At 50.8% G+C, this 23,039-nt stretch carries 17 protein-coding genes and 1 pseudogene; 4 read left to right on the plus strand and 14 right to left on the minus strand.

Annotation, left to right across the window (positions count from 1 at the left end; translation table 11 throughout):
* The first annotated feature begins 30 nt into the window (after positions 1 to 30).
* Complete coding sequence (locus CRO74_RS13745; protein ID WP_144035915.1) at positions 31 to 1,680, plus strand: hypothetical protein; 1,650 nt, start codon at positions 31 to 33, stop codon at positions 1,678 to 1,680.
* Between the two features lie 83 nt (positions 1,681 to 1,763).
* Here the strand turns inward: CRO74_RS13745 and CRO74_RS13750 are convergent, their stop codons facing one another.
* From CRO74_RS13750 to CRO74_RS13760, 3 genes are all read right to left on the minus strand, one after another.
* Entirely contained in the window at positions 1,764 to 4,238 is a 2,475-nt protein-coding gene (locus tag CRO74_RS13750; protein WP_097126622.1) for a TonB-dependent receptor, read from the minus strand.
* A gap of 83 nt (positions 4,239 to 4,321) precedes the next feature.
* Complete coding sequence (locus CRO74_RS13755) at positions 4,322 to 4,690, minus strand: DUF8478 family putative metalloprotein (protein ID WP_097126623.1); 369 nt, start codon at positions 4,688 to 4,690, stop codon at positions 4,322 to 4,324.
* A gap of 146 nt (positions 4,691 to 4,836) precedes the next feature.
* Positions 4,837 to 5,769, minus strand: a complete 933-nt coding sequence (locus tag CRO74_RS13760) for a tryptophan 2,3-dioxygenase family protein (protein WP_097126624.1) — start codon at positions 5,767 to 5,769, stop codon at positions 4,837 to 4,839.
* A 116-nt stretch (positions 5,770 to 5,885) separates the two neighbouring features.
* Between CRO74_RS13760 and CRO74_RS13765 the strand changes: the two genes are divergently transcribed.
* On the plus strand, positions 5,886 to 6,608 hold the full coding sequence (locus tag CRO74_RS13765; RefSeq protein WP_097126625.1) for an SDR family oxidoreductase: 723 nt from the start codon (positions 5,886 to 5,888) through the stop codon (positions 6,606 to 6,608).
* A 73-nt stretch (positions 6,609 to 6,681) separates the two neighbouring features.
* On the opposite strand, the gene CRO74_RS13770 is transcribed toward CRO74_RS13765, so the two are convergent.
* The 6 genes from CRO74_RS13770 to CRO74_RS13795 all read right to left on the minus strand — a co-directional run bounded on the left by CRO74_RS13770 (position 6,682) and on the right by CRO74_RS13795 (position 14,393).
* A complete protein-coding gene (locus CRO74_RS13770) occupies positions 6,682 to 7,080 on the minus strand; it encodes a hypothetical protein (protein ID WP_097126626.1) in 399 nt (132 codons plus the stop codon).
* Positions 7,081 to 7,103: 23 nt separating this feature from the next.
* Positions 7,104 to 7,976 (minus strand): DUF4190 domain-containing protein, encoded by an 873-nt coding sequence (locus CRO74_RS13775; RefSeq protein ID WP_097126627.1) that lies wholly within the window; start codon positions 7,974 to 7,976, stop codon positions 7,104 to 7,106.
* A 156-nt stretch (positions 7,977 to 8,132) separates the two neighbouring features.
* Positions 8,133 to 8,768: a response regulator transcription factor gene (locus CRO74_RS13780; protein WP_097126628.1), complete on the minus strand. Its 636-nt coding sequence runs from the start codon at positions 8,766 to 8,768 to the stop codon at positions 8,133 to 8,135.
* 37 nt (positions 8,769 to 8,805) lie between these two features.
* Positions 8,806 to 10,785, minus strand: coding sequence for an ATP-binding protein (locus CRO74_RS13785; RefSeq protein ID WP_245877841.1), 1,980 nt, complete (start codon positions 10,783 to 10,785; stop codon positions 8,806 to 8,808).
* A gap of 93 nt (positions 10,786 to 10,878) precedes the next feature.
* The gene (locus CRO74_RS13790) at positions 10,879 to 13,197 is read right to left on the minus strand and encodes a tetratricopeptide repeat protein (protein ID WP_097126630.1); all 2,319 of its coding nucleotides are present in this window, start codon (positions 13,195 to 13,197) and stop codon (positions 10,879 to 10,881) included.
* Entirely contained in the window at positions 13,176 to 14,393 is a 1,218-nt protein-coding gene (locus tag CRO74_RS13795) for an ATP-binding protein (RefSeq protein ID WP_144035916.1), read from the minus strand. Before CRO74_RS13795 ends, CRO74_RS13790 begins: the two co-directional genes overlap by 22 nt.
* Positions 14,394 to 14,557: 164 nt before the next feature.
* Between CRO74_RS13795 and CRO74_RS13800 the strand changes: the two genes are divergently transcribed.
* Positions 14,558 to 16,579, plus strand: a complete 2,022-nt coding sequence (locus CRO74_RS13800; RefSeq protein ID WP_097126632.1) for an alpha-amylase family protein — start codon at positions 14,558 to 14,560, stop codon at positions 16,577 to 16,579.
* Positions 16,580 to 16,718: 139 nt separating this feature from the next.
* On the opposite strand, the gene CRO74_RS13805 is transcribed toward CRO74_RS13800, so the two are convergent.
* The 5 genes and pseudogenes from CRO74_RS13805 to CRO74_RS13825 all read right to left on the minus strand — a co-directional run bounded on the left by CRO74_RS13805 (position 16,719) and on the right by CRO74_RS13825 (position 22,482).
* Positions 16,719 to 18,938: a TonB-dependent receptor gene (locus CRO74_RS13805; RefSeq protein ID WP_097126633.1), complete on the minus strand. Its 2,220-nt coding sequence runs from the start codon at positions 18,936 to 18,938 to the stop codon at positions 16,719 to 16,721.
* A 57-nt stretch (positions 18,939 to 18,995) separates the two neighbouring features.
* On the minus strand, positions 18,996 to 20,270 hold the full coding sequence (locus CRO74_RS13810; protein ID WP_097126634.1) for a sensor histidine kinase: 1,275 nt from the start codon (positions 20,268 to 20,270) through the stop codon (positions 18,996 to 18,998).
* Positions 20,267 to 20,950 carry a response regulator transcription factor gene (locus tag CRO74_RS13815; protein WP_097126635.1) on the minus strand — a complete coding sequence of 228 codons (684 nt, stop codon included), beginning with the start codon at positions 20,948 to 20,950 and terminating at the stop codon, positions 20,267 to 20,269. Before CRO74_RS13815 ends, CRO74_RS13810 begins: the two co-directional genes overlap by 4 nt.
* A gap of 70 nt (positions 20,951 to 21,020) precedes the next feature.
* Positions 21,021 to 21,992, minus strand: a complete 972-nt coding sequence (locus tag CRO74_RS13820; protein WP_097126636.1) for an aldo/keto reductase — start codon at positions 21,990 to 21,992, stop codon at positions 21,021 to 21,023.
* Between the two features lie 97 nt (positions 21,993 to 22,089).
* Positions 22,090 to 22,482: pseudogene (locus CRO74_RS13825) on the minus strand (GxxExxY protein).
* A 234-nt stretch (positions 22,483 to 22,716) separates the two neighbouring features.
* Here CRO74_RS13825 and CRO74_RS13830 point away from each other — a divergent pair.
* Positions 22,717 to 23,016: a putative quinol monooxygenase gene (locus CRO74_RS13830; protein ID WP_097126637.1), complete on the plus strand. Its 300-nt coding sequence runs from the start codon at positions 22,717 to 22,719 to the stop codon at positions 23,014 to 23,016.
* Positions 23,017 to 23,039: the final 23 nt, after the last annotated feature.

The raw sequence follows: 23,039 nt of genomic DNA on the forward strand, positions 1-23,039 counted from the left end.
TTGTACATCACCAGTTTTCAAAAGAATACCATGAAAAAAGCTATATATCAGTCTGTACGTCCTTTCTCTAAAAGTTTACTGCTTCTGGCCACCCTTGGTATGGTTATGGGCTGCCAGGCCATAAAAGACATTGCCAACGTCAAGCCGTTCGATGGGATTGTTTACAAACTGAACTACCAGCCCGCCAAAACGCAGGTGCAGGGGTTAGTACTGGATGCGAAAACGAACGAGCCACTGCAAATTCCGGTTAAAGTGGCTATTCTGGGCAAAGATGCCGGTCGTACAATCACCTTTGCCGGCAAAGCGCAGACCGCTTATACGGCCCCGAAAGGCGATCTGTTTATTGGGTTAAAAGGGACAGAGCCAACCGTTTCCGCTCCGGCTGAACTACGGGTAGTTGTTAACGCTGATGGTTATGTAGCTTCCAGTATCAACCTGGCCCTGACCAAATCATTGAACAGCCCGTTTACCATTCGTTTGGTGAAGCTCAGTGCAACGCCAGCGGGCGTAGCCGCTCAGACTGCCACCGCCACCACTTCGACATCAGGTGCGTTAACGGCCAATAAGGTTATTGACGTAACTGTTCCGGCAACTGCAACGGCGTTGGCCCTTCCGATGAGTGTTTCGCTGTCGGCGAATACGGTAATGAAAGATGATAAAGGCCAGCCCGTGAAAGGGAATGTTACGGCTTCCGTAGTGGCCTATTCCGGTCAAAGTCAGGATGCTTTACAAACCTTTCCGGGTGGTTTGTCGGCACCCGTCGTTAAAAATGCCCAGGGAGCCAGTAATGTTACCGGCCGGTTTGCCCCGGTGAGCTTCGTATCGATCGAGATCAGGAACAGCAGCGGACAGATCGTATCGACCTTTAGTCAGCCCGTAACTGTGCAGATGAGTGTACCTTCGGGCGTTTATAACCCGCAAACCAAACAGGCGCTAAAAAATAGCGATAACCTGGAAGTGTACAGTTACAACGAGAATACCGGCGAATGGACGTACGAGCGTACTGTAAGCGTTCGTCAGCAAGGAAGCTCACTGGTAGCCGATGTGCCTATCACACATCTTTCCGGCTATGCCCTAACGACTGAACGCCCTGCCGATGCCTGTAGCTCAACGTTCAAGATTGCCAATCTGCCAGCTAATTATTCGTATATCGCGGATTTGATTGTCTATGAAGGCAGTAATCAGGATCAGGCACTGGTCCTTGAGCGGACAGGTTCTCTATCGGGCGACCAGTTTGCGCTGACACTCGATAACAGTCAGCGCTATGAGGTGGCTATTCTGGACCCGTTGAGCGGTAATGTAATTGGTCGTTCCGGAAAGTTCACAAATGCCTGTAGCGGAGGTGCCAGTGCCGCCGGCACGATCACCATTACGCCACCTGCGAATAAAATCAACGCCAACTTTACAGTAAGGGCCGTTTGTGAAAATGGAAAGAACATTGAAGTGTATCCAACTACAACCGTATATTACCAGGAGGCAGGGAGTAATTCGTCCGTCAAGGCGGGCGTAACGTTTGTCGATGGGAAAGGCACGCTGACAGGACTGACGCCGAATACGAATTACACGGCAAGTGTTTACTACGAAGGGGTTTTTACCGAAAACTTTAACTCCGGAGCCGCCGATTCTGACCGAACTCTGACGTACGTTTTGAAGAACAACGTTAGCGTCTGTAATCAGTAACTAACAAAAAACTCAACTTATTGCCTTAACGGGTGGGAAGTTGAGTTTTTTTATGCCGGTATGTCTACGTACCTGAAAGCGTTCTAATTAAACGGAATCACCAGCTTCAAACAGATATTCCGCCCCATGCCGTACATGCCCAGATAGCCGTTGGGCGATTGGGTGAAATACTCGAAATACTTCAACCGGCTGAGGTTCGACTGATACGCCACATCGAACAGGTTGTTGACCTGGAATATGACGTGCAGCGCGGGTTTGTCCTTGCCAACGTGTATCTGCGCATCCGCACCGGCATTTACAAGCGTGAAGCCCGGCGTGGCCGTTTCGGTATCGTTCAGCCCGAGGAAACGGTCCTGACGGGCGTTGTGCTCTATGTCGGCTTTCAGGGTAAGGTCCGACAGCCACGTGCCTTTCAGCGGCAGTGCCTGACTGATACCGGTGGTCACGCGCAGGGGCGGGATGAACGGCAGGTACTCGCCATTGGTGCCCGCGTCCGTGAAGCGGCTGCCCCGGTTGTAGCCGTACACCACCGCCAGTGTGTTATCAAAACTAAAGCCCCGCCAGGTGGTAGGATGCAGGCTTAGCTGCGTTTCGAAGCCGTATAGCTGGGCTGATGATTGCTGGTACTGGTACGTTTTATTGCCCGGTACGATTACGACCGGCTCGCCCTGCGCATCCACCAACTGCGTTAGAGAGATGTAATTCTGGATGAAGTTGTTAAAGACGCTCACGCCAAAATTGACATTGGGGAAGGTCGCGGTCAGGCCAATGTCCTGCTGTAAGCTGAATTCCGACTTGAAGTCGCGGTTACCGATGTAGACGATACGAGCGCCGGGGTCGAGGCCGTTGGAGGCTATTTCTGTAATGCTCGGAGCGCGGTACCCACGGGCAATGTTTGCTTTCAGGGCCAGTCTTTCCGAGAATTCATAGGTGACGCCCATGCTCATGGAAATACCCGTAAAGGTTTGTTTTAGCCGGGGAAACGGAAGCGTGGCTCCAGCGGTATCCGGCAAAAAGGCGCGTTGATCGAAGCCGGTTTTGGGGTCGATGCGAACGTAGAAATCATCGCCGGTCAGGTGTCGGTTGTCGTAGCGAAGGCCACCGCTCAGGGTCAGTTTGTCAGCCTGATATTTTAAGAACACGAACGTACCAACATCGAAGAGTTTGTAGTCTGGAATGGGGAAGGCGGTGCCATTCTTATTCTTGTTGGACTGCGCCATGCCGTTCACGCCCACCGTTGTTGCCAATCGACCCACGTTAGGCAAATTGTATCGGACACCGTAGTTCAGGGTGTTTAACCGGACATACAAACCCGGCTGGTCGGGTTTGGTAGGGTGGTTGAATTCCCGGCGGACATTCTGCTGAAAAGCCAGCAACACGTCTATTTCGCCGTTGCCAATCTGATAATGATTGTTGGTATGGAGTCGGTAATGCTGAATGTGCTGAATCAGCGGGCTAAGCCGATAGGACGTTAGCTCGCTGGCAGGCACGATGGGCCGATTTTTGATGTCGTCCCGGTTCGATTCGAACACCTGACGGGTGAACTGTCGGGTCAGCGAGTCGCGGCTTCCGTCGGGGATGCCCTGCAAATTGTCGTAGAGTGACGCGCCGAAGCGCGAATAGCCCCGCTGGCCGGTGTAGCCCAGCATGGAGGTGAGCGTTCGTTCCGAAAAGCCGGTGTTGTATACTCGCCCATCAACCTTGTTCTGGTAGTTGGTAGCCGCCCGTATCGACCCGCGCATGTTCCAGGCCCAGCGCGATCCGCCCGAGGCCAGACTGATCGACTCACCCAGCAACCGGTTGTTCGACTGGTATTCGGTCACGACACCGACTTTCAGCTTCCCCTCGGTGTCTTTTGGGTAGGTCGGCATCATGCTGACAACACCCGCCAGCGCGTCGGAACCATACATCAGGCTGGCTGGTCCTTTGATGACTTCGGCCCGGTCGATGTTGTAATTGTCGACTTCCACGCCGTGCTCGTCCCCCCATTGCTGGCCTTCCTGCCGAACACCGTCGTAGAGGGTTAGCACCCGGTTATAACCCAGCCCCCGAATGAACGGTTTGGAGATATTCGGGCCGGTCTTTACGGCTGTTAGTCCGGGTGCGTTTTTCACCAGCACGTCGATGATGTTGCTACTGGTGGTACTCTCAATGGCCCGGCGCGAGATGGCCAAAATAGCGACCGGGTTCTGTTTCATGAGCGTTCCCCGCGTAACGCCCGTTACAACTACCTCGTTTAGGGCGTTGATAATCGGTAGTAGCGTCACGTCATATACGTTGGTGCCGGGGTTGATCTGTACCGTATCTGACTTAAACCCGACGCAGGAAATGATCAGGTTGCGTAGCACTGAATCGGCTTTAATGGCCAGCGAATATTGACCACGGGCGTCGGTAATGGCCCCTTTGTTCTGGCCCACGAGGTTAATGGTGCCGAACGGGATGGGTTTTCGGCTGTCGGCATCGGTGACGGAGCCACGAATAATGCGACTGGGTACGGGTTGTGTATACGCCAGTTCGCCGGTTAGCGTAAGGCTAATCAGTAATAAAAATGATTTCATTCAGGGTGTTGCGTTTGGTTGAGTACTCCAATGGAATACAGCAAAAATCACCGACAGGAAATCGGTGTATGCTAATCAGGATGTTACCAAACGACGGGAGGGCCCCTATGCGAGAAGCAGGAGAAACGAAGACTGGATTGAAACGTCTGAAATCGGGACCCGAAAACTGACTCCTGCTGACTGCGCAACAGAAAAAGAAAGGCAAAAAACGCACTAACAACAACCGGCAGATGAGCCGCCAGATCGAGCAACAGAATCTCCTGCGCTGTGTGCGTATTGGGCAGAATCGGCCCCTTCCCGAAAGGCCAATAGGGGTGAGCGTGGACAATCAGCCGACCATCCGATAATCGGTGCGCATGGCGAAAAACCACGCCATTTACCCAGATGGTCAGGAACAGACCAAATAGCAAACGGGCTACGCGAAACCGATGAGCATGGAGCCACTCAATCATCTCTGTGCTGACGAGGTGTCGATCAGGATATTAAACTTTTGGTCAAATATACGCCCCAGACAGCCATCTGAATTTAGATTTTCCTAAAAAAAGCCGCCAATTGAGTTTGTGGCCGCTGGGGAAAATGTAAGAAATGAACGGTCTGCTTAGTTGGAGCCGGGTAATGATGCCGTCTGACCCCAGGATACCCGTTCGGCATCGGTCCATACCTCCGGGAAGAAGATGATTTGCTGTTGCTGGGGAGGTAAATACGATTGCCAGTTGGTGCCGCCCGTTGCCTGAATGTCCTGCGGCTCCTTATGCAAATACTGCACCGCCGAGCGCAGATGCGCCAGTTTCCAGCGGACATTGACCCGCCAGTCGTACTCGCGCAGGGCCGCCACCAGTTCCGGCGTATGTTCACCTGCACTGGCCAGCGATTGATAACGTTGATAAAGGTTGTGGGACTCATGCTCTTCAGCCAGTCGCACAAGTTGCGCCCGGTAATGTTTATCGAACTGGCGCAGGGTCAGCGTCTTTTTCTGCGTGGCCAGTTCAGTAGCGCCCCGTTTCCAGTAAATGAATTCATACAGATCGGAGATGTAGGCCGGATCGGTTGGGGCACCGGTGAGCAGGTTGCGGAAATCGGTCGATACGATTTCGATTTGCCGGAACTGTACCGACTGAAAGCCGCTCGACGGCAGCAATGCCATCCGGAATTTTAGAAACTGCTCGCGTTCCATCCCGGTAATCATGACGCTGAAGGACTCTTCCAGCAGCGCGAAGTACCGGTTAATGCGCTGCATACGTGCCAGAAAGAACCCGGCCGTCAAGGGTTCGGCATGGGCAATCTGGTCGATTTCGTGGAGAATCAGTTTGAAGTACAGCTCCGTAATCTGGTGGTAGGTGACGAAAATTAGCTCGTCGGGATAGGCCGTTTTCGGGTTCTGGAGCGACAGCAGGGTTTCGAGGTGAATGTAATCCCAATAGGTCAGGTAATCGGCCTGGAGCAGCCCTTCGAGGTAAGACGTCATGTCCTGCCCCATAGCGGCAAATTTTTGTTCCAGCTGGTTAAGCTTGTCGGTGAGTGATTCGTGCATAGGTCGGTTGGTAGGAATCTGGTGTAAATGTCGCACCGGGACGACTTCTTTACCAACTTTGCCCGAACCTTTGCGACCTTTGCAGGGGTCCGCCAAAACGGCTCAACTGAATCACGATGAATGTAGAAAATAAAACCATTATTATTTCGGGGGCGTCGCGCGGCATTGGCCGGGCAACGGCCTTACTACTGGCTCAACACGGGGCCAATGTAGTCGTTACCGCCCGCAACGCCGATGATTTGAAACAACTGGAGACAGACGCCACCGAAGGTCAGGTGCGGGGTAAAGTCGTTGCCGTTGCCGGTGACGTTGCCAGCGAATCGGATATGGCGGCTGTTGTGCAAACGGCTCTGGATCAGTTCGGCCGCATCGACGTAGTGATCAATAACGCAGGGTACGGCGTTTTCAAAAACGTCGATGAAATCACGGTAGACGAGTGGGATGCCTTAATGTCCACCAACGTGAAAGGCACATTTATACTAACCAAAGCCGCCCTGCCCACGCTGAAAGCACAGGGTTCGGGTCATATCGTTATTGTAGCCTCGGACGTTGCCAAGCGGACCTTTGCCGGTGGCTCGTTGTACACCGCCAGCAAGTATGCTCAGGAAGCCTTCATGGGCGCATTGCGGAAAGAAGTTCGGTCGTTCGGCATCAAAGTGACGGGTGTTTATTCCGGTCTGGTCGACTCCCATTTCCACGCCAAAGGCCACGGTCACGAAACCTCGAAAGGCTGGCTGCAAAGCGAAGACATGGCCGAGTCGATGCTATTCATCGTAAGCCGCCCCGCCCACGTGGTCATCGATGAGTTCATGGTGCATCCGCTGGTGCAGGAGTACTAGTAAGTACAGGATGATGTAGGCTGGCATCAGTCTACTGGTGGTTCCAGTAAACTGATGCCAGTTAAGTGAAAAATTATTTTCGGGAAATCAGGGCATACCGCTGGCCGTTGCTGGTAAAGTCCAAGGTAAAATCAGTGCCGTTAATGGAGCCGAGACGAGTGCTGGTAGTTGGATTTAGCACATCGTAATCCTTGCCGCTTGTCTTTCGAATCGCAAACGTCCCATAATCAGTGGGGTCGGTAGTTCCGTTTTCGATCACATTCACAATTACCTCAATTTCAGTATCACTCTTACGACTTATGACGGCATTTGCCGAGGCTCCCTGGAACGGAAAATTGTATCTGTCAGGGCCGATAACAAGTTGACTAATCTGGTACGTTCCCGCCAGATCTGGCTCAACATCCGATTTCTTTTCTGGTAAGCACGAACTTACCGTTAAAAAGAGGATAAGGGCAACCAATAGATTTTTCATAAATACGTTGGATTAGCTAAAGTCTAGAGTACATACACGTACAATAAGACGGCGGCTGCGGCCACAATACCAATAATCATACCCGCCATTGCCAACCCTTTGCCCTTGAACCGGTTGGGTTCTTTCCGAATTCGCGACAGGCTCAAGGCGCCAAATACCACGGCAGCCGCGCCTAATAAAAGCGAACCTAAACCCGTAAAAATGGCTAAACCGCCCGCCGATATCGCAACAATGGCAAAGGGGTCTGTACGGGGGCCATCGTTCTGTGGACTTGTAGGGCTGTCGTATGATGTGCGGTTTCCTCCGGAATTCGTGCTGGACGAGTTCGAGCCCGCTGTAAACCGTTCGACTTCGCCATTCGAGTACTTGATACTCAGAACATCGCGTTTAGAGATCGTGTAATCCGGCCCGTCCTGACGGTCGCATTTCTTATACCGAATCTCATTGACACCCACTTCTTTCACTTTTGCCTCAATCACATCACCATTGCGCAGGACGATCTGATCGCACTGGGGTGGAGCAGGTTTGCGGGGGAGCAGGTGTTTGATGCTACGCCAAAGGGTAGGGCGATGCACGTTAGTGGCAATGGCCAGATCGGCGGGGGCGGCTGCCGGTTCTTCCCAGATAGGCCTGGTGGATACGGCAGGTAGGCTGGTTAGTGAAGCGGTGGTCAATGAATCGGGAATTGGCCTGGTTGCCGGGGTACTTGTTGCCAGCCGCTGGGGAGCCGGGTGATAGGTAGGCGCAAAATAAGCGGTAGGGGCACGCTGGCAGGAAGTTAATCCGCCCATGGAGGCAATGGCAAGCAGGAAAACAGCAATCGCGCCCTGGAATATAGTTCTTTGGCCGGTCGATAAGGACCGCGTTCCGACTAGGAAAAGGTATCGTGTTTTCACAACAGGTAGAGTTTTGTGCGTGATTACCGTCAATCACGGGGCAAAACTACCGGCTGGTTCAAGGGTCAACAATACCGCATTTGTATGATTTTAACGAGCTGAAGGGCAAACGGGAAGCGATAAATAAATGGCGTCAGCCTGCTGGTTATTCACATTTTACTGCCGACCCAGGTATTTATTGACCGCTTCAATTTTAGAATGTACCTGTAACTTCTGATAAATATTGAAGATATGTTTGCGCACCGTAGTCGGGCTGACAAACAGTTCGTTGGCGACTTCCTTATGACTGTGTCCTTTCGATAACCGGTCGAGGATTTCGCGCTCGCGGGGCGTCAGGATGTCCAGTTCGTTGGGAGCCGCCGGACTGATATAGAACGAACCCGCGATCTTTCGGGCTATGGTGCTGCTCATGGGGGCACCGCCTTCGTGCAGTTCAGTAATCGCTTCGAGCAGTTTGTGGGGCGGGCTGCGTTTGAGGATATACGAGTTAGCACCGGCTTTGAGAGCATCAAAAACGGTTTCGTCTTCGTCGTACATGGTACACATCATGAATTGCGTTTGTGGGCAAAGTGCCTTTAGCTGCCGAACACAGTCGATACCGTTCATGCCAGGTAAGTCAATATCCATCAGAACCACATCCACACAGTGGCTCGGCAGATAGTCGAGCGCCGATTCGGCATTCTCGAACGTAGCCTGGCAGCTAAAGCCCTCGGCCCCATCGACTAAAATGGCCAGCGACTGCCGAATCGGCTCTTTATCCTCAACGATGGCTACGGTAATAGCGGTTTTCATCCGGCAATATTGACCCTTTTTTCATTTCCATGCCATACTACGTTTGTAGTATTTTGGCCGTTGACACGGACGGATACGGAAACGAAATTTTGACCCACGTACCCGCCGAAGACGATGCAATTTCGCAGCTACCTCCCGATTCGTTCATCCGGTGCTGCATATTTCCCAGGCCATTCCGTAACCGGGTTCGTTCATTCGGGCTAAAGCCCTGCCCATTGTCGCCCACCTCAATGAGCAACCGGCCGGTTTCGGGCCGAATCACGAGGGATACCTGTGTAGCCCGGGCGTGCTTGACCACATTATTGAGCGCTTCTTTCACGGTCAGAAATACATTTCGGCGATCCGTTCCCCGTATGGTAATCTCGCTGGGCGACTCATTGACCTCTGTCTGGAGCTGTAAGTCGGTGTTGTCGATAAATTCGCTGGCGTACGCCCGGGTGTACGCGATTAACCCATTGAGACTATCATTTTTGGTATTTAACGACCAGATGATTTCGTTCATGGTAGTGATCATATCGGCAGAAATGGCCGAAATCTTTTCAACTTCGGGCGTGGTTGCCGTTCCCATTCGCGTTTTAACCACTTCGCTCAACAGGCCAATGGCGGTCAACGAGGCTCCCAGGTCATCGTGCATTTCCTTCGCGATGCGTAGTCGTTCTTTCTGCTGCCCCTGTAACTCAGACTGCACAACGGCCAGCTCGTGCGTGCGTTCGGCAGCCAGTAAGGCGTTGTGGGAGGTACGCTGGCGCTGGCGCGAGTACAGATAAGCGAACAGCAACCCACTCACAATTACGAGTCCAGCCAGAGCCGCTACTAAACTCCATAAGTTCTGGCGTTGACGAGCCTGTTCCAGTCGGCTAATCTGCCGTTGTTTTTCGGCCAGTTTCTGCCCGGCTTCGGCTTGACGAAGTTTAAGCTCGAAGTCTTCCAGCAGCGTTTTTGCTTCCAGGCTGGAAAGTGAATCCTTGGTCTGCATGTATTTGTCATACCAGGGAATCGCCCCTTTATAATCACCTAAACCCAGGCTCGCATTGGCGTATTCGCGGTAAATATTCCGAAATTCGGATAACCCCACTTTGTTCTTTTGGGCCATGGCGTACGCCTGGTCGAGCAATGATTTGGCTAACCCGTAACGCTTCATTTCGTTATAGGTTTCGGCCAGTCCGGCCAACAGATGCAGTTCCTGAAGGGGATTTTTTACCAGCCGGTTAATTTGCCGGGCATTTTTGTAATAGTAAAGCGATGAATCAATCTGCCCCAGCTCTTTGTGCAGATTGGCGATGTTTCCGTATATGAGCGCTACAAGCTGAAGGTCCCGCGTTGAGTCGAGCATCAGCCGGGCTTTATGATAGTAGGCCAACGCCGGCTTTAATTGGTTTTGTTTGACATAAACGTTCGCTATACTAAAAAAATCCAGGGCCAGATCCTGCTGCGAACTGTTCGCCATTCGATCATACTTTAGTGCCCGATCGAAGTAGGTCAGTGCTTGCGGAAAGAGCCTTTCGGTTTCGTAGATAAGGCCCAGATTCTGATAAAGAACAGCGGCCTTTCGGCGATCTTTATGGGCCAGCCTGTAGGGAGCCGCTTTTTTGAAGTACTCAATGGCTTGCTTGTTTTTACCCTGCCACTTAGCCGATTGAGCCAGCGCAAAATAGCACATACTTTGGTACTGTTCCGACGTGTCCCGCAAAGCCTTTTGCAGCCCTTCACTAGCCAGTTTGTACGATTCCTCGTGGCGGCCGAGTAGATCAAGCAGGTAGGTTGTCAGCCGGATACTCTCGAAGTAGCCTTTGGTATAGCCAATTTTAGTGGAGAAGGCATAGGCCCTTTGATACTCCTTGAGGGCCGTTTCCGGCTGTTGCATTTCAATGGCTTCTGCTTTTTTGAGCAGCGTCATAATATAACTCGTATCGACTGGGGTGGATACCCCCTGACCGAAGCCACTCCTGTTTTGGAGAATCAGAAAAGAAAGTACAATCAGAAACCGTTTGACCTGCATACGTAGGGCATTACGCAAAACCGTTGATAGGCAAAGGTAAGAGGCTGGCGGGCTATAATTTTCCCCGTTAAATGGATTGGCGCGCCTTAAAACCCCGCGCCAGAACCAGCGTTACTGGACTTGCCTTTTTAAGATTTCACGCTCAAAAAACTCGCGTTGCTCTTTGGGTAATTCATAAAGGGCTTTCTCTTCCTTGCCAAACACCACCCGGCGATAGGTAGTAACGTAGGTCGAAATAATCTCAAATCCAGCGCGGCCTTGTAGCCAGATTTCCAGGTCGGTTAGTTCGGGTTCAGTGGCGGTTTGGGCTTGTAGGTGTTTTGTAACTGCCTTCTCTAAATTTGTAATGGAATCTTTATCGGTTCGTTCTATTGCAATTGTATTTTTAAAAGCATTAATAGCTTGAACGTAGTTGCCTTTCTTGCTATAGGTAACTCCTAGATTATACCAAATTTTTGCGTCATCAGGCTGTAAATCAATTGCCTTCAGTAAAGCCTCAATAGCTCTGTCTTGGTTATCTTGCATACCATAAGCGATTCCTAAGTTAGCCCAAGCTTTTATATAATCAGGTTGTAGTTCTATAGCTTTTTTGTATGCTCTAGTTGCATCATTATAGCTGATTTGAGCCTCATAAGTAACTCCAAGGTTGTACCAAGCCTTTATGTAGTCGGGTTTTAATTCGACCGCTTTTTCATAAGCTTCCATAGCTTGGAAATAGCTATTTTGCGCGCTATAAACAACTCCTAGATTGTACCAAGCCATTTCATCATCTGGCCTTATTTCAATAGCTTGTTTAAAAGCTTCAATAGCAAGGATATAATTGTCTTGGCTAGTATAAATTGCACCTAAGCCATTCCAAGCTGATTCTAAACTGGGCCTTATTTCAATAGCTTGTCTAAAAGCTTCAATAGCTTGATCATAGTTTGTTTGGTCAGTATACGCAATTCCTAAAAATAGCCAAGCCCATTCGGAATTGGCTTTTACATGAATAGCTTGCTGATAAGCATGGATTGCTTCGTTATAATGACCTTTTTTGTGATAATCTAGACCTAAGTTTATTTGTTTTTGGGCTATTGATACTAATCCTAGCTGTTCAACTTCTAAATCAATTTGCACCTTCAACGCCCGCTCGCGAGCTTCCACTTCCCAATAAAGTTTTTGCTTTTTTTGCGGCTCAACTTCACTTTGATACATACTTTCAAAGCGTGCCTTCTGGCTTTTAATCTCATCATGCGAATAATACAAGGCCAGAAAGTCAATGAACAAAGCCGTAACACCCTCTCGCTGTTCGCCAATTTCAATGGCAATGCGTAACAGCGGTTCCGATACATCGTATAGTTTGTTGCGTTTGTCCGTCGGGTCGGGGAGGGCGTCAATCAAGTGCTGGCGTTGGAGTTCGCTGAGCTGTTTGGTGAGCGATGTGGTGGCAATGAAGCAGTTTTTGCCAATGTCGGTACCTTTTTGCGGGATTTTTGCGAGTGCCAGATAGTACAGAATCTTTTGCTGCTGGGCAGGCAAAAACCGAATGAACGTCTCATAATACGGCTTGAGATCGTTCATAGTCTTCATGAAAATCACGGAGAGGTCGGCTAAGCTATCCGCTTTCAGAAACTCATAAAACGTAACCAGAAGCCTATGGTTTCCTTTCACCAACTCGTGAATGGCCCGCACCTGTGCTTGCCCTTTTCCGGCCAAATGCTCGATCATGGTCGGATTATTCTCAATCTGAGCAAGGCTTCTTAGTAGTTCCAGCGACTCCTCGTAGGTGAGTTTTTTGAGCGTGATCGTGGAGAAGAAACCGTAAAATGGGCGGTCTTCGCGGCCCAAATCAGGGCTGGTAGCCTGAGAGGTCGCCATGATGCTGATCCGGTTGTGCCGATAAAGCCAGGCACGTAGTTTCGACTGCCCATCTTTATTTAACGCTTCCAGAATGGAATCGAAATTCTCACTTAAAATCAGCAGGGGTTTGTCGCCAATATAATCGCTGATTATGGTTTCGGCTACGTACTCCTGGCGGCTTTCGGGGGTTTCGCGCAGGATGTTCAGTTGAGTTTCCAGTGCTGCCCGGTCGGCATCGTACCAGCGCATGAATGCGTTGATAACGCGAATCAGGAAATCGAGGTAGCCAGAAATGCCGTATTCTTCCTCGGCAAAGTAGGAGACAACAATGGCCCGTGATTGCACCAGCTCGTTTACCCGGTAATACAGCACCCGAAGCATATGTGTTTTGCCCGCACCGCGCGGCCCCACAATAAATACCTGATGGTTTACGCCGTTCTGCGCAATCTCCCAGACATATTGCTCCAGCAGACTGACCGTCTTCTGGCGGCCTATCAGCATTTTTTCCAGAATGTCGGGCTTAACGTTCTTCGCTCCAAAACTCAGAAACGTACTGATGCCTTTATTTCCTACGCTTTGTTGAGTTTCCACCACTGTTTAATGAGGTTATATTTGAATTGGTAGTGCCTTGCCCCGCTCTCAATCTTTCGAACCAGGTATTGCTCTTTCCATAGTGTTTCCAATGCATCCAGAAGTTGTGCCTTGTTTGCCGTCGTTATATGCTGTTGCAGGTCGTTTTCGGATGCAAAGCCATCCTGATTAGCTAACTGGTTTAGTATCTCAAGCATCCGGTCGGCCTTCTGTAATTCGTAATAAATGCCAATTCGCTGGTATAATTGGTTAAATACTTTTGCCTCATCCGGGTCGTTCAGCAAACTCTCCTGAGCTTTGTTGATCGTATCGTCGTTGATCTCCCCGTTATGGTGCGACTGAATAAGCTGGAAAATTGTGTTGATATAAAAAGGCAAGTTTTCGGCGAATCGGTGAATGCGCTGATGAAGTATGGTTATATCACCAGAGTGAGTAAACCCTGATAAAGCTAGACATCGACACAAAAACAGCGCGTCTGCGTCATTCATGGGTTCTAACCGAAACGATTTCGTATCGTTAAACGGTTCGCCTGTGTAATTATGCTTCCTACGTAATCGATCTAAAACAACCTGCATACCCACTGAGCCACAAACTACGAATCGGATATGTCCCTGCTCCTTCAGGTCAATGCGTAAATTCCGGAATAAGTCCAGCAGTTCGATGGCATCTTGTGATTTGTCATTTTCCAGCCAATCCCAGAGCATCACAGGGAATTCGTCAAGCACTAGTGTCAGAATTTCACCATCCTTTCGGGTGCGAGCTGCTAAATCTTTAATACAGGCGGTTAGCGCATCCTTCCACTTGGTTTTAAATTCTGGAAGCTTGAACGTAACTTCCTTAATTTTCACCTCCGCTGGTTTGAAGGTATTGTAGAGATTCTTTATACCATGCCACCCAACTTTAAGTATGCCCAACCTCTCTTGTTTTCGTAGCGTGTCAAGTAAAACATCCGTTAGTTCGGTAACATCTTTTACCCCTTGAAGCATAAAGTAAATGACCTTGTTAGGCTCATCCTGTTTTATACTGAGGTATTCCAATTTCTGCACCAGAAGCGTTTTGCCCATACGTCGAAATTCTTCTATGGTTACGCTTTGGGCCATAAGCAACGTTCTCAATTTCTTCAATTCTTCATCACGGCCAACTATTTTATCAGGTGGAATTGTACCGACTGTGGGGGTTAGTAAATAAGGGGTCATGAATCGCTCATTTATATTTATGTCAAACATAAGACAAAAATTAACTATAAGATAAAATCATCTCAAGATGATTTTATCTTATAGTTAATTTTTGTCTTTAAAAATGAGTAACAGTAATCTTTCCCGGCATCCTCCTTCCTGTTACTGAAACAAACCTCCGGGAAATGAAGGCTGCCGTTATCATACTACTCGTTGCGCTCTTCAATGGTCAACTATGTGCTCAACCGGGTAAGCTGGGGCCTGCCACCAAACGCTATTTTGGCCTTCACTTCGATTTTCACGCCGGTAGCAACGACTCCCTGATTGGCCGAAATCTGTCAGAAAGTGGCCTCGATTCTCTACTGACGGCCGTCAAACCCGATTTTATTCAGATCGACTGCAAAGGTCATCCGGGTGTGTCGAGTTATCCTTCCAAAGTGGGTACGGCAACCGTGGCTCCAAACATCGCGAAAGATCCGCTGGCGTTTTACCGGGCCGTTACCCGCAAACATGGCGTTGGGTTATACCTGCATTATTCGGGGGTGTTCGACGATGCGGCACTGGCTAAACACCCCGGCTGGGCGGCCGTGAAAGCCGACGGCACACTTAACACCTCGAAAACGTCCGTTCACGGCCCTTATGCCGACTCGCTCCTGATTCCGCAACTCAACGAACTGGCCGATTATGGTGCCGATGGCGTATGGGTCGATGGCGAGTGCTGGGCAACGGTGCCGGATTATTCACCCACTGCGCTGGCGAAGTTTCGGGCTGAAACGGGCATTCAGTCGGTGCCGCGCTTGACTAAAGATGCTGGTTACGGGGCGTTCAACGAATTTGCCCGGCAGTCGTTCACCCAATATATCGGGCATTATGTCGACGCGGTTCATCGCCACAAGCCCACCTTCCGGATTGCATCGAACTGGGCCTATTCGTCCATGATGCCGGAACCCATCACAACCAACGTCGATTTTCTGTCGGGCGATCTGACACCGGGGAATAGTGTCAATTCTGCCGCGCTGGAAGGGCGCGTTATGGCCGCGCAGGGCCAGCTTTATAGCAAACCCTGGGATTTGATGTCGTGGAGTTTCTGGTACGAATTCAGTCCGGTACAGCGGCAGGGCGATCAGAAGTCGGCGGTGCATCTGATGCAGGAAGCCGCCGAGATTATCGCGCTTGGCGGTGGGTTTCAGGCCTACTACCAGCAAAGCCGGGATGCCTCACTCCCCCGGCGCGAGCTGCCCGTTATGGCTGATTTGAGCCGGTTTGTGCGCGCCCGGCAACCCTTTTGCGAGGGCAGTACACCCGTGCCGCAGATTGCCGTGCTGTATGCAAACACAACGGTTCGGGCGTTCAATCAGTCACTGTTCGGGAATGGGCAAACGCACCGGGTTAGTGGCATATTGTCGGCCCTGCTGGATGCGCAATTACCCGTCGAAGTGCTGTCTGAACATCACCTTCGGGGACGGCTAAATCAGTATCCGGTCATTGTAGTGTCGCAACAGGATTCGCTTGATCCGGCGTTCCGGCAAGAACTGCTCAACTATGCCCGGCAGGGTGGTCATTTGATGCTGATCGGCGCGAGAACAACCCGCTCATTTGCCGCCGAACTGGGCGTTGCACCAATGGATGAGAAGGCCACTACGCCCAGGTCGGTGCTGCACAAGGGCGCGTCGATCGTGCTTACCGGCCCGTTTCAGCCCGTGCGGATTACCGGCCCGAACACAACCCCCATTGGTAACTTCCTGCAATCGGAAGCGGGTGGACCGGTGCCGGGCGTAATCGCTACGGAAACGCAGTTTGACAAGGGGAAATTGACGGCGATATACGCCGATCTGAGCCGTGATTACGAGAAACACCAATCGGCCAAACTGCGTGATTTCATCGCGTCGCTGGCCAAACCATTACTGACAAACCCTGTAGTTGAGGTAAGCGGCTCGCATCTGGTACACGTTGTCCTGAACCGGCAACGCGACCGGCTGGCGGTGAACCTGATCAACACCGGAGGTCGCCACGCCGACCCGCAGGTATTTACATACGATGAAGTGCCACCCCTAACCAACCTCACCGTTCGGATTCGTGTTGACAAGAAACCGAAGCGCATCATCCAGCAACCCGAGAACCGGAGCTTACCTGTTCGCTATGACAAAGGGGTAGCTACCGTGACCGTACCAGAGTTGGCGTTGCATTCGGTACTGGTTGTCGAATGAGGATGCTGGCACGAGTATTGACCGCACGGGCGGCCCCGTCGTGCCTTTTGATACAGTCAGTATTCACTGATGCAAGCGAATGCTTGCTATATCAAAAGGCACGACGGGGCCGCCCGTGCGGTCAATACTCGCGCCAGCATCACAACGTGTACTTCAACGCCAAATTCACGATTCGCCCTTCCAGCGGTGCCCACACCGGACGGAAGGTAGGTTGGGTGATGGGGCCACTCACAACGGTTTCGTAGTTAGCCTGTTTGATGTTGAAGAGGTTTTCGGCGTTCAGTACGAGCCGCCAGTGTTCGTTGTAATGATACTCGGCAACGGCGGCAAAGAACCAGTAATTCACTACTTTCTGGTTGTTGTAGAGGTATTGCGATCCTACATAAGCCGATTCAACACCGAGCCGAACGTGTTCACTTTCCCAGGCCAGGGTGGTCGAGAATTTGTCTTGTGGAGCCAGAGGGAGATAGGTGTTATCGGTTGGCCCCGGACTGGAGGGTCCCGGACTGGAGGGTCCGTCGCGTCGGGATAGGGTGTGATTGTAACCCAGATAAAGTTCATAATCCTTGTACTCCAGCCGAACATAGGTATCTGTACCGACGCTGAGCAGGTTGTACGGCGCGTTGATCAGTTGAGTATAAGCCCCCAGATTACTCGACGTACTGGCGAAAGCCGAAACGACCGGCGAGTTGACATAGGTGTAGTAAAACGCCTGATCGACCTGCACCGACAAACCACTCTCAAAAGTTTTAGAGTACGCAATGTCCATATTCGCCCCCATCGATTTCTCAGCTTTCACATTGGCCACGTCGATGGGCAGCAGGCGCGGGAAAATCAGACTGACGTTCAGCGCACCGGGTGTTTGGTTGACAAAAAGATTCGGGGTTTTATAACCCGTTCCAACGCTCAGTCGAACCGTCCACGGCTCCGCTGGTTTCAGCTTGACGGACAGGCGGGGCAGCAGAAAATTGCCGAACGTGTTATGATGATCCAGCCGAAGGCCCGCCTGTACCGCTACTTTGTCGCCCAACTGCCAGTCGTCCTGCACAAACCCGCCAATGGTCTGATAGGTATAATCGACCAGCCGGGTACTATCGGGGTTCTTGCGGAAAGCCTCAACGGTTAAGTTCACACCAACGATAAGCTGGTGTTTGCCAAATCGCTTTAGGTTGTTACCTTCCAGATAGAGCGACGACTGTTTTCCATCGGAAAGTTTCTGATAGTCAGTATTTTTCCGGTGGAACGTGCTCAGGGCCCCTTTGAGGGTGATGGCGTTAGTTTCGGAGGTGTTGTGGCTGGCGTCGAAATCGACGGTGTGCCGTTGCAGGTCGGTGCTGTTCCGGTACGCATTGGGCTCTGTGCCCTCCAGAGCTGGCAAGTAGCCACCTTCTCGATGCTCGTTGGTGAACGAATAACCGATGTTCATCCGGGTATGGTCGGTGGGATTGTAGAAGAACTTCGGATGAAAATTGACCTGTTTGATTTCCGGGCTGTCTGTGTAGCCATCGCCCGTTACGTCAACGGCTTGCTGGTTGGTGTAACCCGCAAACAACGTCAGTCCGGTTTTGCCGTAGCGTTGCGAATAATAGGCGTTGCTGTTGCTTTCTTTCAGGCCCGACCGATTGATCAGGGCCGTAAACGTGGGCTTATCGGACGTGGGCGATTTGGAGACGATGTTGATCATGCCGCCAATGGCCCCGCCACCGTAGAGCGTCGATACGGAGCCTTTGACAACCTCCACCTGTTTTAAATCCAGCGGGGGAATCTGCAAGACGCCGAGGTTGCCCGAAAAACCTTCGTAAAGCGGCAGGCCATCGCGCAGGATCTGGGTGTATTTCGGGTCGAGGCCCTGCATCCGAATGGCCTGGTTGCCGTTGACCGCCGATGTTCGCTGGATATGGATGATGGAAATATCGCCCAAAATACTGCTCACATTACCGGGCACGACGGCACTTTCTTCGTCCATATCCTCCTGCCCCAGCACCTCTACCTTAATGGGCAAGTCTTCAATTCGGGAGTTGGTGCGGGTAGCGGTTACGGTCACTTCATCGAGGGATGCATCCTGGCTATGCAGCCGAAAAATCAGCGTGTCGGATGTTGTGGTTACGGGAAATGATTCGGTTTCGTAACCAACGGCACTAACCGTCAGGGCTTTTGTTCCGGCTGGTAAATTGCTGAGCCGGGTCATGCCATTGGCATCGGTAACGTTGCCAATTACGGGTTTCGTGGTGGTGCGAACGGTGGCGGCAATGACGGGCTGGCGGGTCAGGCTGTCTTCAACCCGAATCAGGAGATTGGTTTGGCCAAATGAAGAAAGGGTACTAAAAAGAAGCAATCCAATTGAAAAGAGGTAGTTCATTGCTGTGAATTTGACAGCAAGTTTCGGTGGGAATTATGGAGAGAATTTGAAGAAAGCTTACCGAGCCGGTAATTCTATCCGGAAGGAATGTTCCCGCCTTTCTGTATCGTATGTATAGGTTAATGGCAGGCTATAGCGGTCGCAGATTTGTTTGACCAGTGCCAGCCCCAACCCCGTCGAGTCGGGCCGGGCGGGATTTTTGACGAACCGGTCGAATAACTGATGCTTGGGAAAAGGTAATGGCTCGCCTGTATTTGCAATGGTTAGCGCATTGGTCGTTAACGCTACATTGACAGATCCGCTCCCTTTTGCGTGGCTCCCATGCCGAGCCGCATTTTTTAGGAGATTGGTTAGCAGAACACGCGCCAGTTGCCGGTTCATACGCAGATGGATATGAGGGGTAATGGTTCGTTCAACCACCAATTGCCGGTGTTGGAAGAATGGTTCGTACTCATCTACAGATTGCGTCAGCAACTCGCTCATGTCAACAGATTCGTCGTTGGCAAATTGGTTATTTTCTACCTGGGTGAGTAACAGCAACGAACGATTGAGCTGGCTCAGTCGTGCCAGCGCATCGGTGGCGCGTTGCAAATGATCGTAGTCAGTTTCGATCAGGTGATCGGACTGAAGGAGGAAATCCAGTTCGGCCGATGCAACCGCCAATGGGGTCTGTAATTCGTGCGAAGCATTCTCGGCAAATTGTTTTTGCAGGGAAAACTGACGTTGTAGTTTCTGCGTCAGTTCCCTCAGCGAACGGTTGAGGAGACTGAATTCCCGAATGGTACTGTCGGGAAATACCGGTTCGTTGCTACTATCGAGCCGAACGGCACCAAGTTGGTTGATGGTGGCGTAAAACGGATGCCACAAGCGACTTGATAAGCCGATCCCGATTGTGACGGACAAACCCATCAGGAGTAAAAAGCCAACGATAACGCCTGCCGAGATTTCGCGCGATAGCTCATTAAATTCATAGTACGGTTGCTGAACTGTGATCAGATACAATTTCCCGTGTATCAGAACTGTTTGCTGGAGTTGCCGAATTGGAATTAGCTCATTATGATTCAGCGAGTCAGGAACGGTTATGTCTGCGAAGGTGGGCTTTACGGGGGTGTTTGACCGGTAAATGCGCGGGTTGTTATCCCAGTCGGTAAGTGTTGAAGTCGGCTGATGACGCAGCTTATGAATCGTCTGGCTAACCTGCGTCATTAGAATTTCATCGACTTCGTGCCGGATCGCATGGTGGATAAGCGCATAAAAGCCGACAGACCCCACCAGGGCAATCACAAACGCCGTACTAATTAAATAGCGGGCTGTTTGGCTAAGTAGGCTCATGGCAGTCGGGTCGAAAAAATGTAACCGGCTCCGTAGCGGGTTTGGATGTAATCCGGGCAGCCCGCCGTTATAAGCTTACGGCGGAGGTTTTTGACGTGCGTATAGAGGAATTCGTGCGAATCGGCCGCATCCATGGCATCTCCCCAGACATGCTCGGCAATGGCCGATTTCGATAACAGCCGGTCGGCATTGGTAACTAAAAATAGGAGCAGTTCGTATTCTTTTCCCGTTAGCTTAATGTCGGCTCCCTCAATTGTTACCCGTTGCTGATCGGGCCAGAGGGTGAGCGAACCGGCTGTTAGCTGTGCCTGCCCGTTAAACAGGCGTCTACGCAGCACCGATCGCAGCCGGGCGTTGAGTTCGGGCAGGTGAAAGGGTTTTGTCAGATAGTCGTCGGCTCCGGCATCCAGACCGGTAAGTTTGTCGGCCAGGGCATCTTTCGCCGTCACGACGATGATGCCCGTTGTCGACTGCCGCCGTTTAAGCGTTCTGACCAGGTCGAGGCCATTGCCGTCGGGCAGCATCAGGTCGACCACCACGCAATCGTAGTCATAGTCATTTGCTTTTTCGGCAGCCTGTAAGTACGTACCGGCCGTCGTGACGGTGTACCCTTCACTTTCCAGATAGTGCTGTACGGCCGTTTGTAAAGCAGGCTCGTCTTCGATCAGGAGGATTTTCATAAGATTGTACCAGACAGCCTCTGGCTGTCTGCAGGATGATACAGACAGCCAAAGGCTGTCTGGTACAAATTTACTGACTCCACTCGGTTGGTGTGCGATCCCAGCGGTGGCCTTTTAATTCCTGCGCTAACTCGGGCGACAGAGGTCCTTTGTCGCTCACGGCGGTATTGGCTTCTACATTGCGGATCTGGCGCATTCCCGGAATGGTGGTATGCACATCGGGATTGCTCAGAATAAACCGAAGGGCCATTTCGGGCATACTCATACCGTCTGAAAGGAGTGGCTTTAGGGCATCGGCATGATCGACACTGCTGTTCAGGTTTTCGGGTACGAAATACGTTGACCGCCAGTCGTTGGCCGGGAAGGTCGTTTCTTTGGTGAAGGTTCCCGTCAGCGTGCCTTCATCGAAAGGGACACGGGCAATGATGCCAACGTTCATTTCGCGGCAGAGCGGGAACAGATTGTCTTCCGGATTCTGATCGAAAATGTTGTAAATGACCTGCACGGCGTCGATGAGGCCGGTGCGGATAGTGTTGAGGCTGTTGTCCGGCTCCCAGCGGTTTACCGACAGTCCCCACGCCCGCACTTTACCCTGCTCACTCAGTTTGGTAATGGCTTCTTTCCATTCGTCCTGATCGGCCCAGCTGTCTTCCCAAACGTGAAACTGCTGCAGGTCGATGGTGTCGACGCCGAGGTTTTTCAGGCTTTTTTCGGTGTATTCAACGATGTAATCGGCCGGGAAAACGTCTTCGAGCTTAGACCCCGCTTTCGAGGGCCATTGCCGGTTCTTAGGTGGAATTTTGGTCGCGCCGTACAATCGCTTGTCGGGATTGTTTTTAAGCAGTTGGTTCAGGATTTCTTCACTGACACCATCGGCATAAGCCCAGGCAGTATCGAAAAAGTTACATCCCAATTCAACGGACCGTTGGAGGGCGCGTAGTACTTCTTCTTTGTCGGACCCGGTCCAGCCGGCCAGGCCCCACATGCCGTAACCAATTTCGGAGACGTTCCAGCCCGTACGGCCAAATGTGCGATACTTCATAATAAGGGTTTTGTTTAAACACAGGGCGTTACGCCATATCAACACGAAGAACAAGGCGTTTTGTCTGTTCTTTTACCGTTATAATCAACCCATTCTATTAATTTAAGTTGCCATTAATTTTCCGATGAATGCCATTGCGTAAAAGTTCAACGTTGAAATTAATGAGAAGGCCCAGTTTCATTTGGGCCATTCTGAGGTAAGTCATTGGTTGTACATGATTGAGCGGAATCAATTCCTGTACGGCCTTTAGCTCCAGGCCGATCAGTTCATCCACAATGATGTCCATGACAAAAGTTTTGTCTAATAGATGGCCTTTGTAGATGACAGGTAGCTCAACCTGCCGTTCAACACAAAGGCCGAGGCTCTATAATTCAAACGCAAGACATTCTTCATAGACAATTTCAAGTAGCCCTGGTCCAAGTTCGCGGTGTACTTCTATGCAGGCACCTATTATTTTGCGACTAAGGTCGTTATAGGTTTTCTCATTCATACTTGTTTCTGTTTGTTAAAAAATATGAATGATTTGTGTGTAGTAAGTAATAATATGAAAAAAAGTATATATAATGGCTGGTTGCCTAAAAACAAATGAAGCTTCTTAATAAGCTCTTTTCTGTGATCTCTGTGGTTGATAAAAAAGAAGAATTAATGAACCACAGAGAAAACCAGCGGAATAAAATAGTTCTTTGTCTAATAAAGTATAATTGCTCTTTATTCGATTGAATTTATGCTCGTTCGTATAGTTAGAATGACGTTTCAGGACGGTAAACTACCTGACTTTCATGCCATCTTTGACCGCTCCAAGCATCACATTCGCGCCTTTCCCGGTAACCATCACCTCGAACTCCTGCGCGATCCCGATCAGCCAAACGTTCGCATGACGTACAGCCTTTGGGAGTCTGCCGATGCGCTGGAGTCGTATCGGCAAAGTGATTTATTCCGGACGACCTGGGCCGCTACCAAAGTGCTCTTTGCCGAACGGGCAATTGCATTCTCGGGCGAAAAGCTGGAGGAGATAACCGGTTGATTTCGTGAGTAAAATCGTCTAAA

Origin of the sequence: Spirosoma fluviale (genome assembly GCF_900230225.1) — a bacterium.
Taxonomy (GTDB): Bacteria; Bacteroidota; Bacteroidia; order Cytophagales; family Spirosomataceae; genus Spirosoma; species Spirosoma fluviale.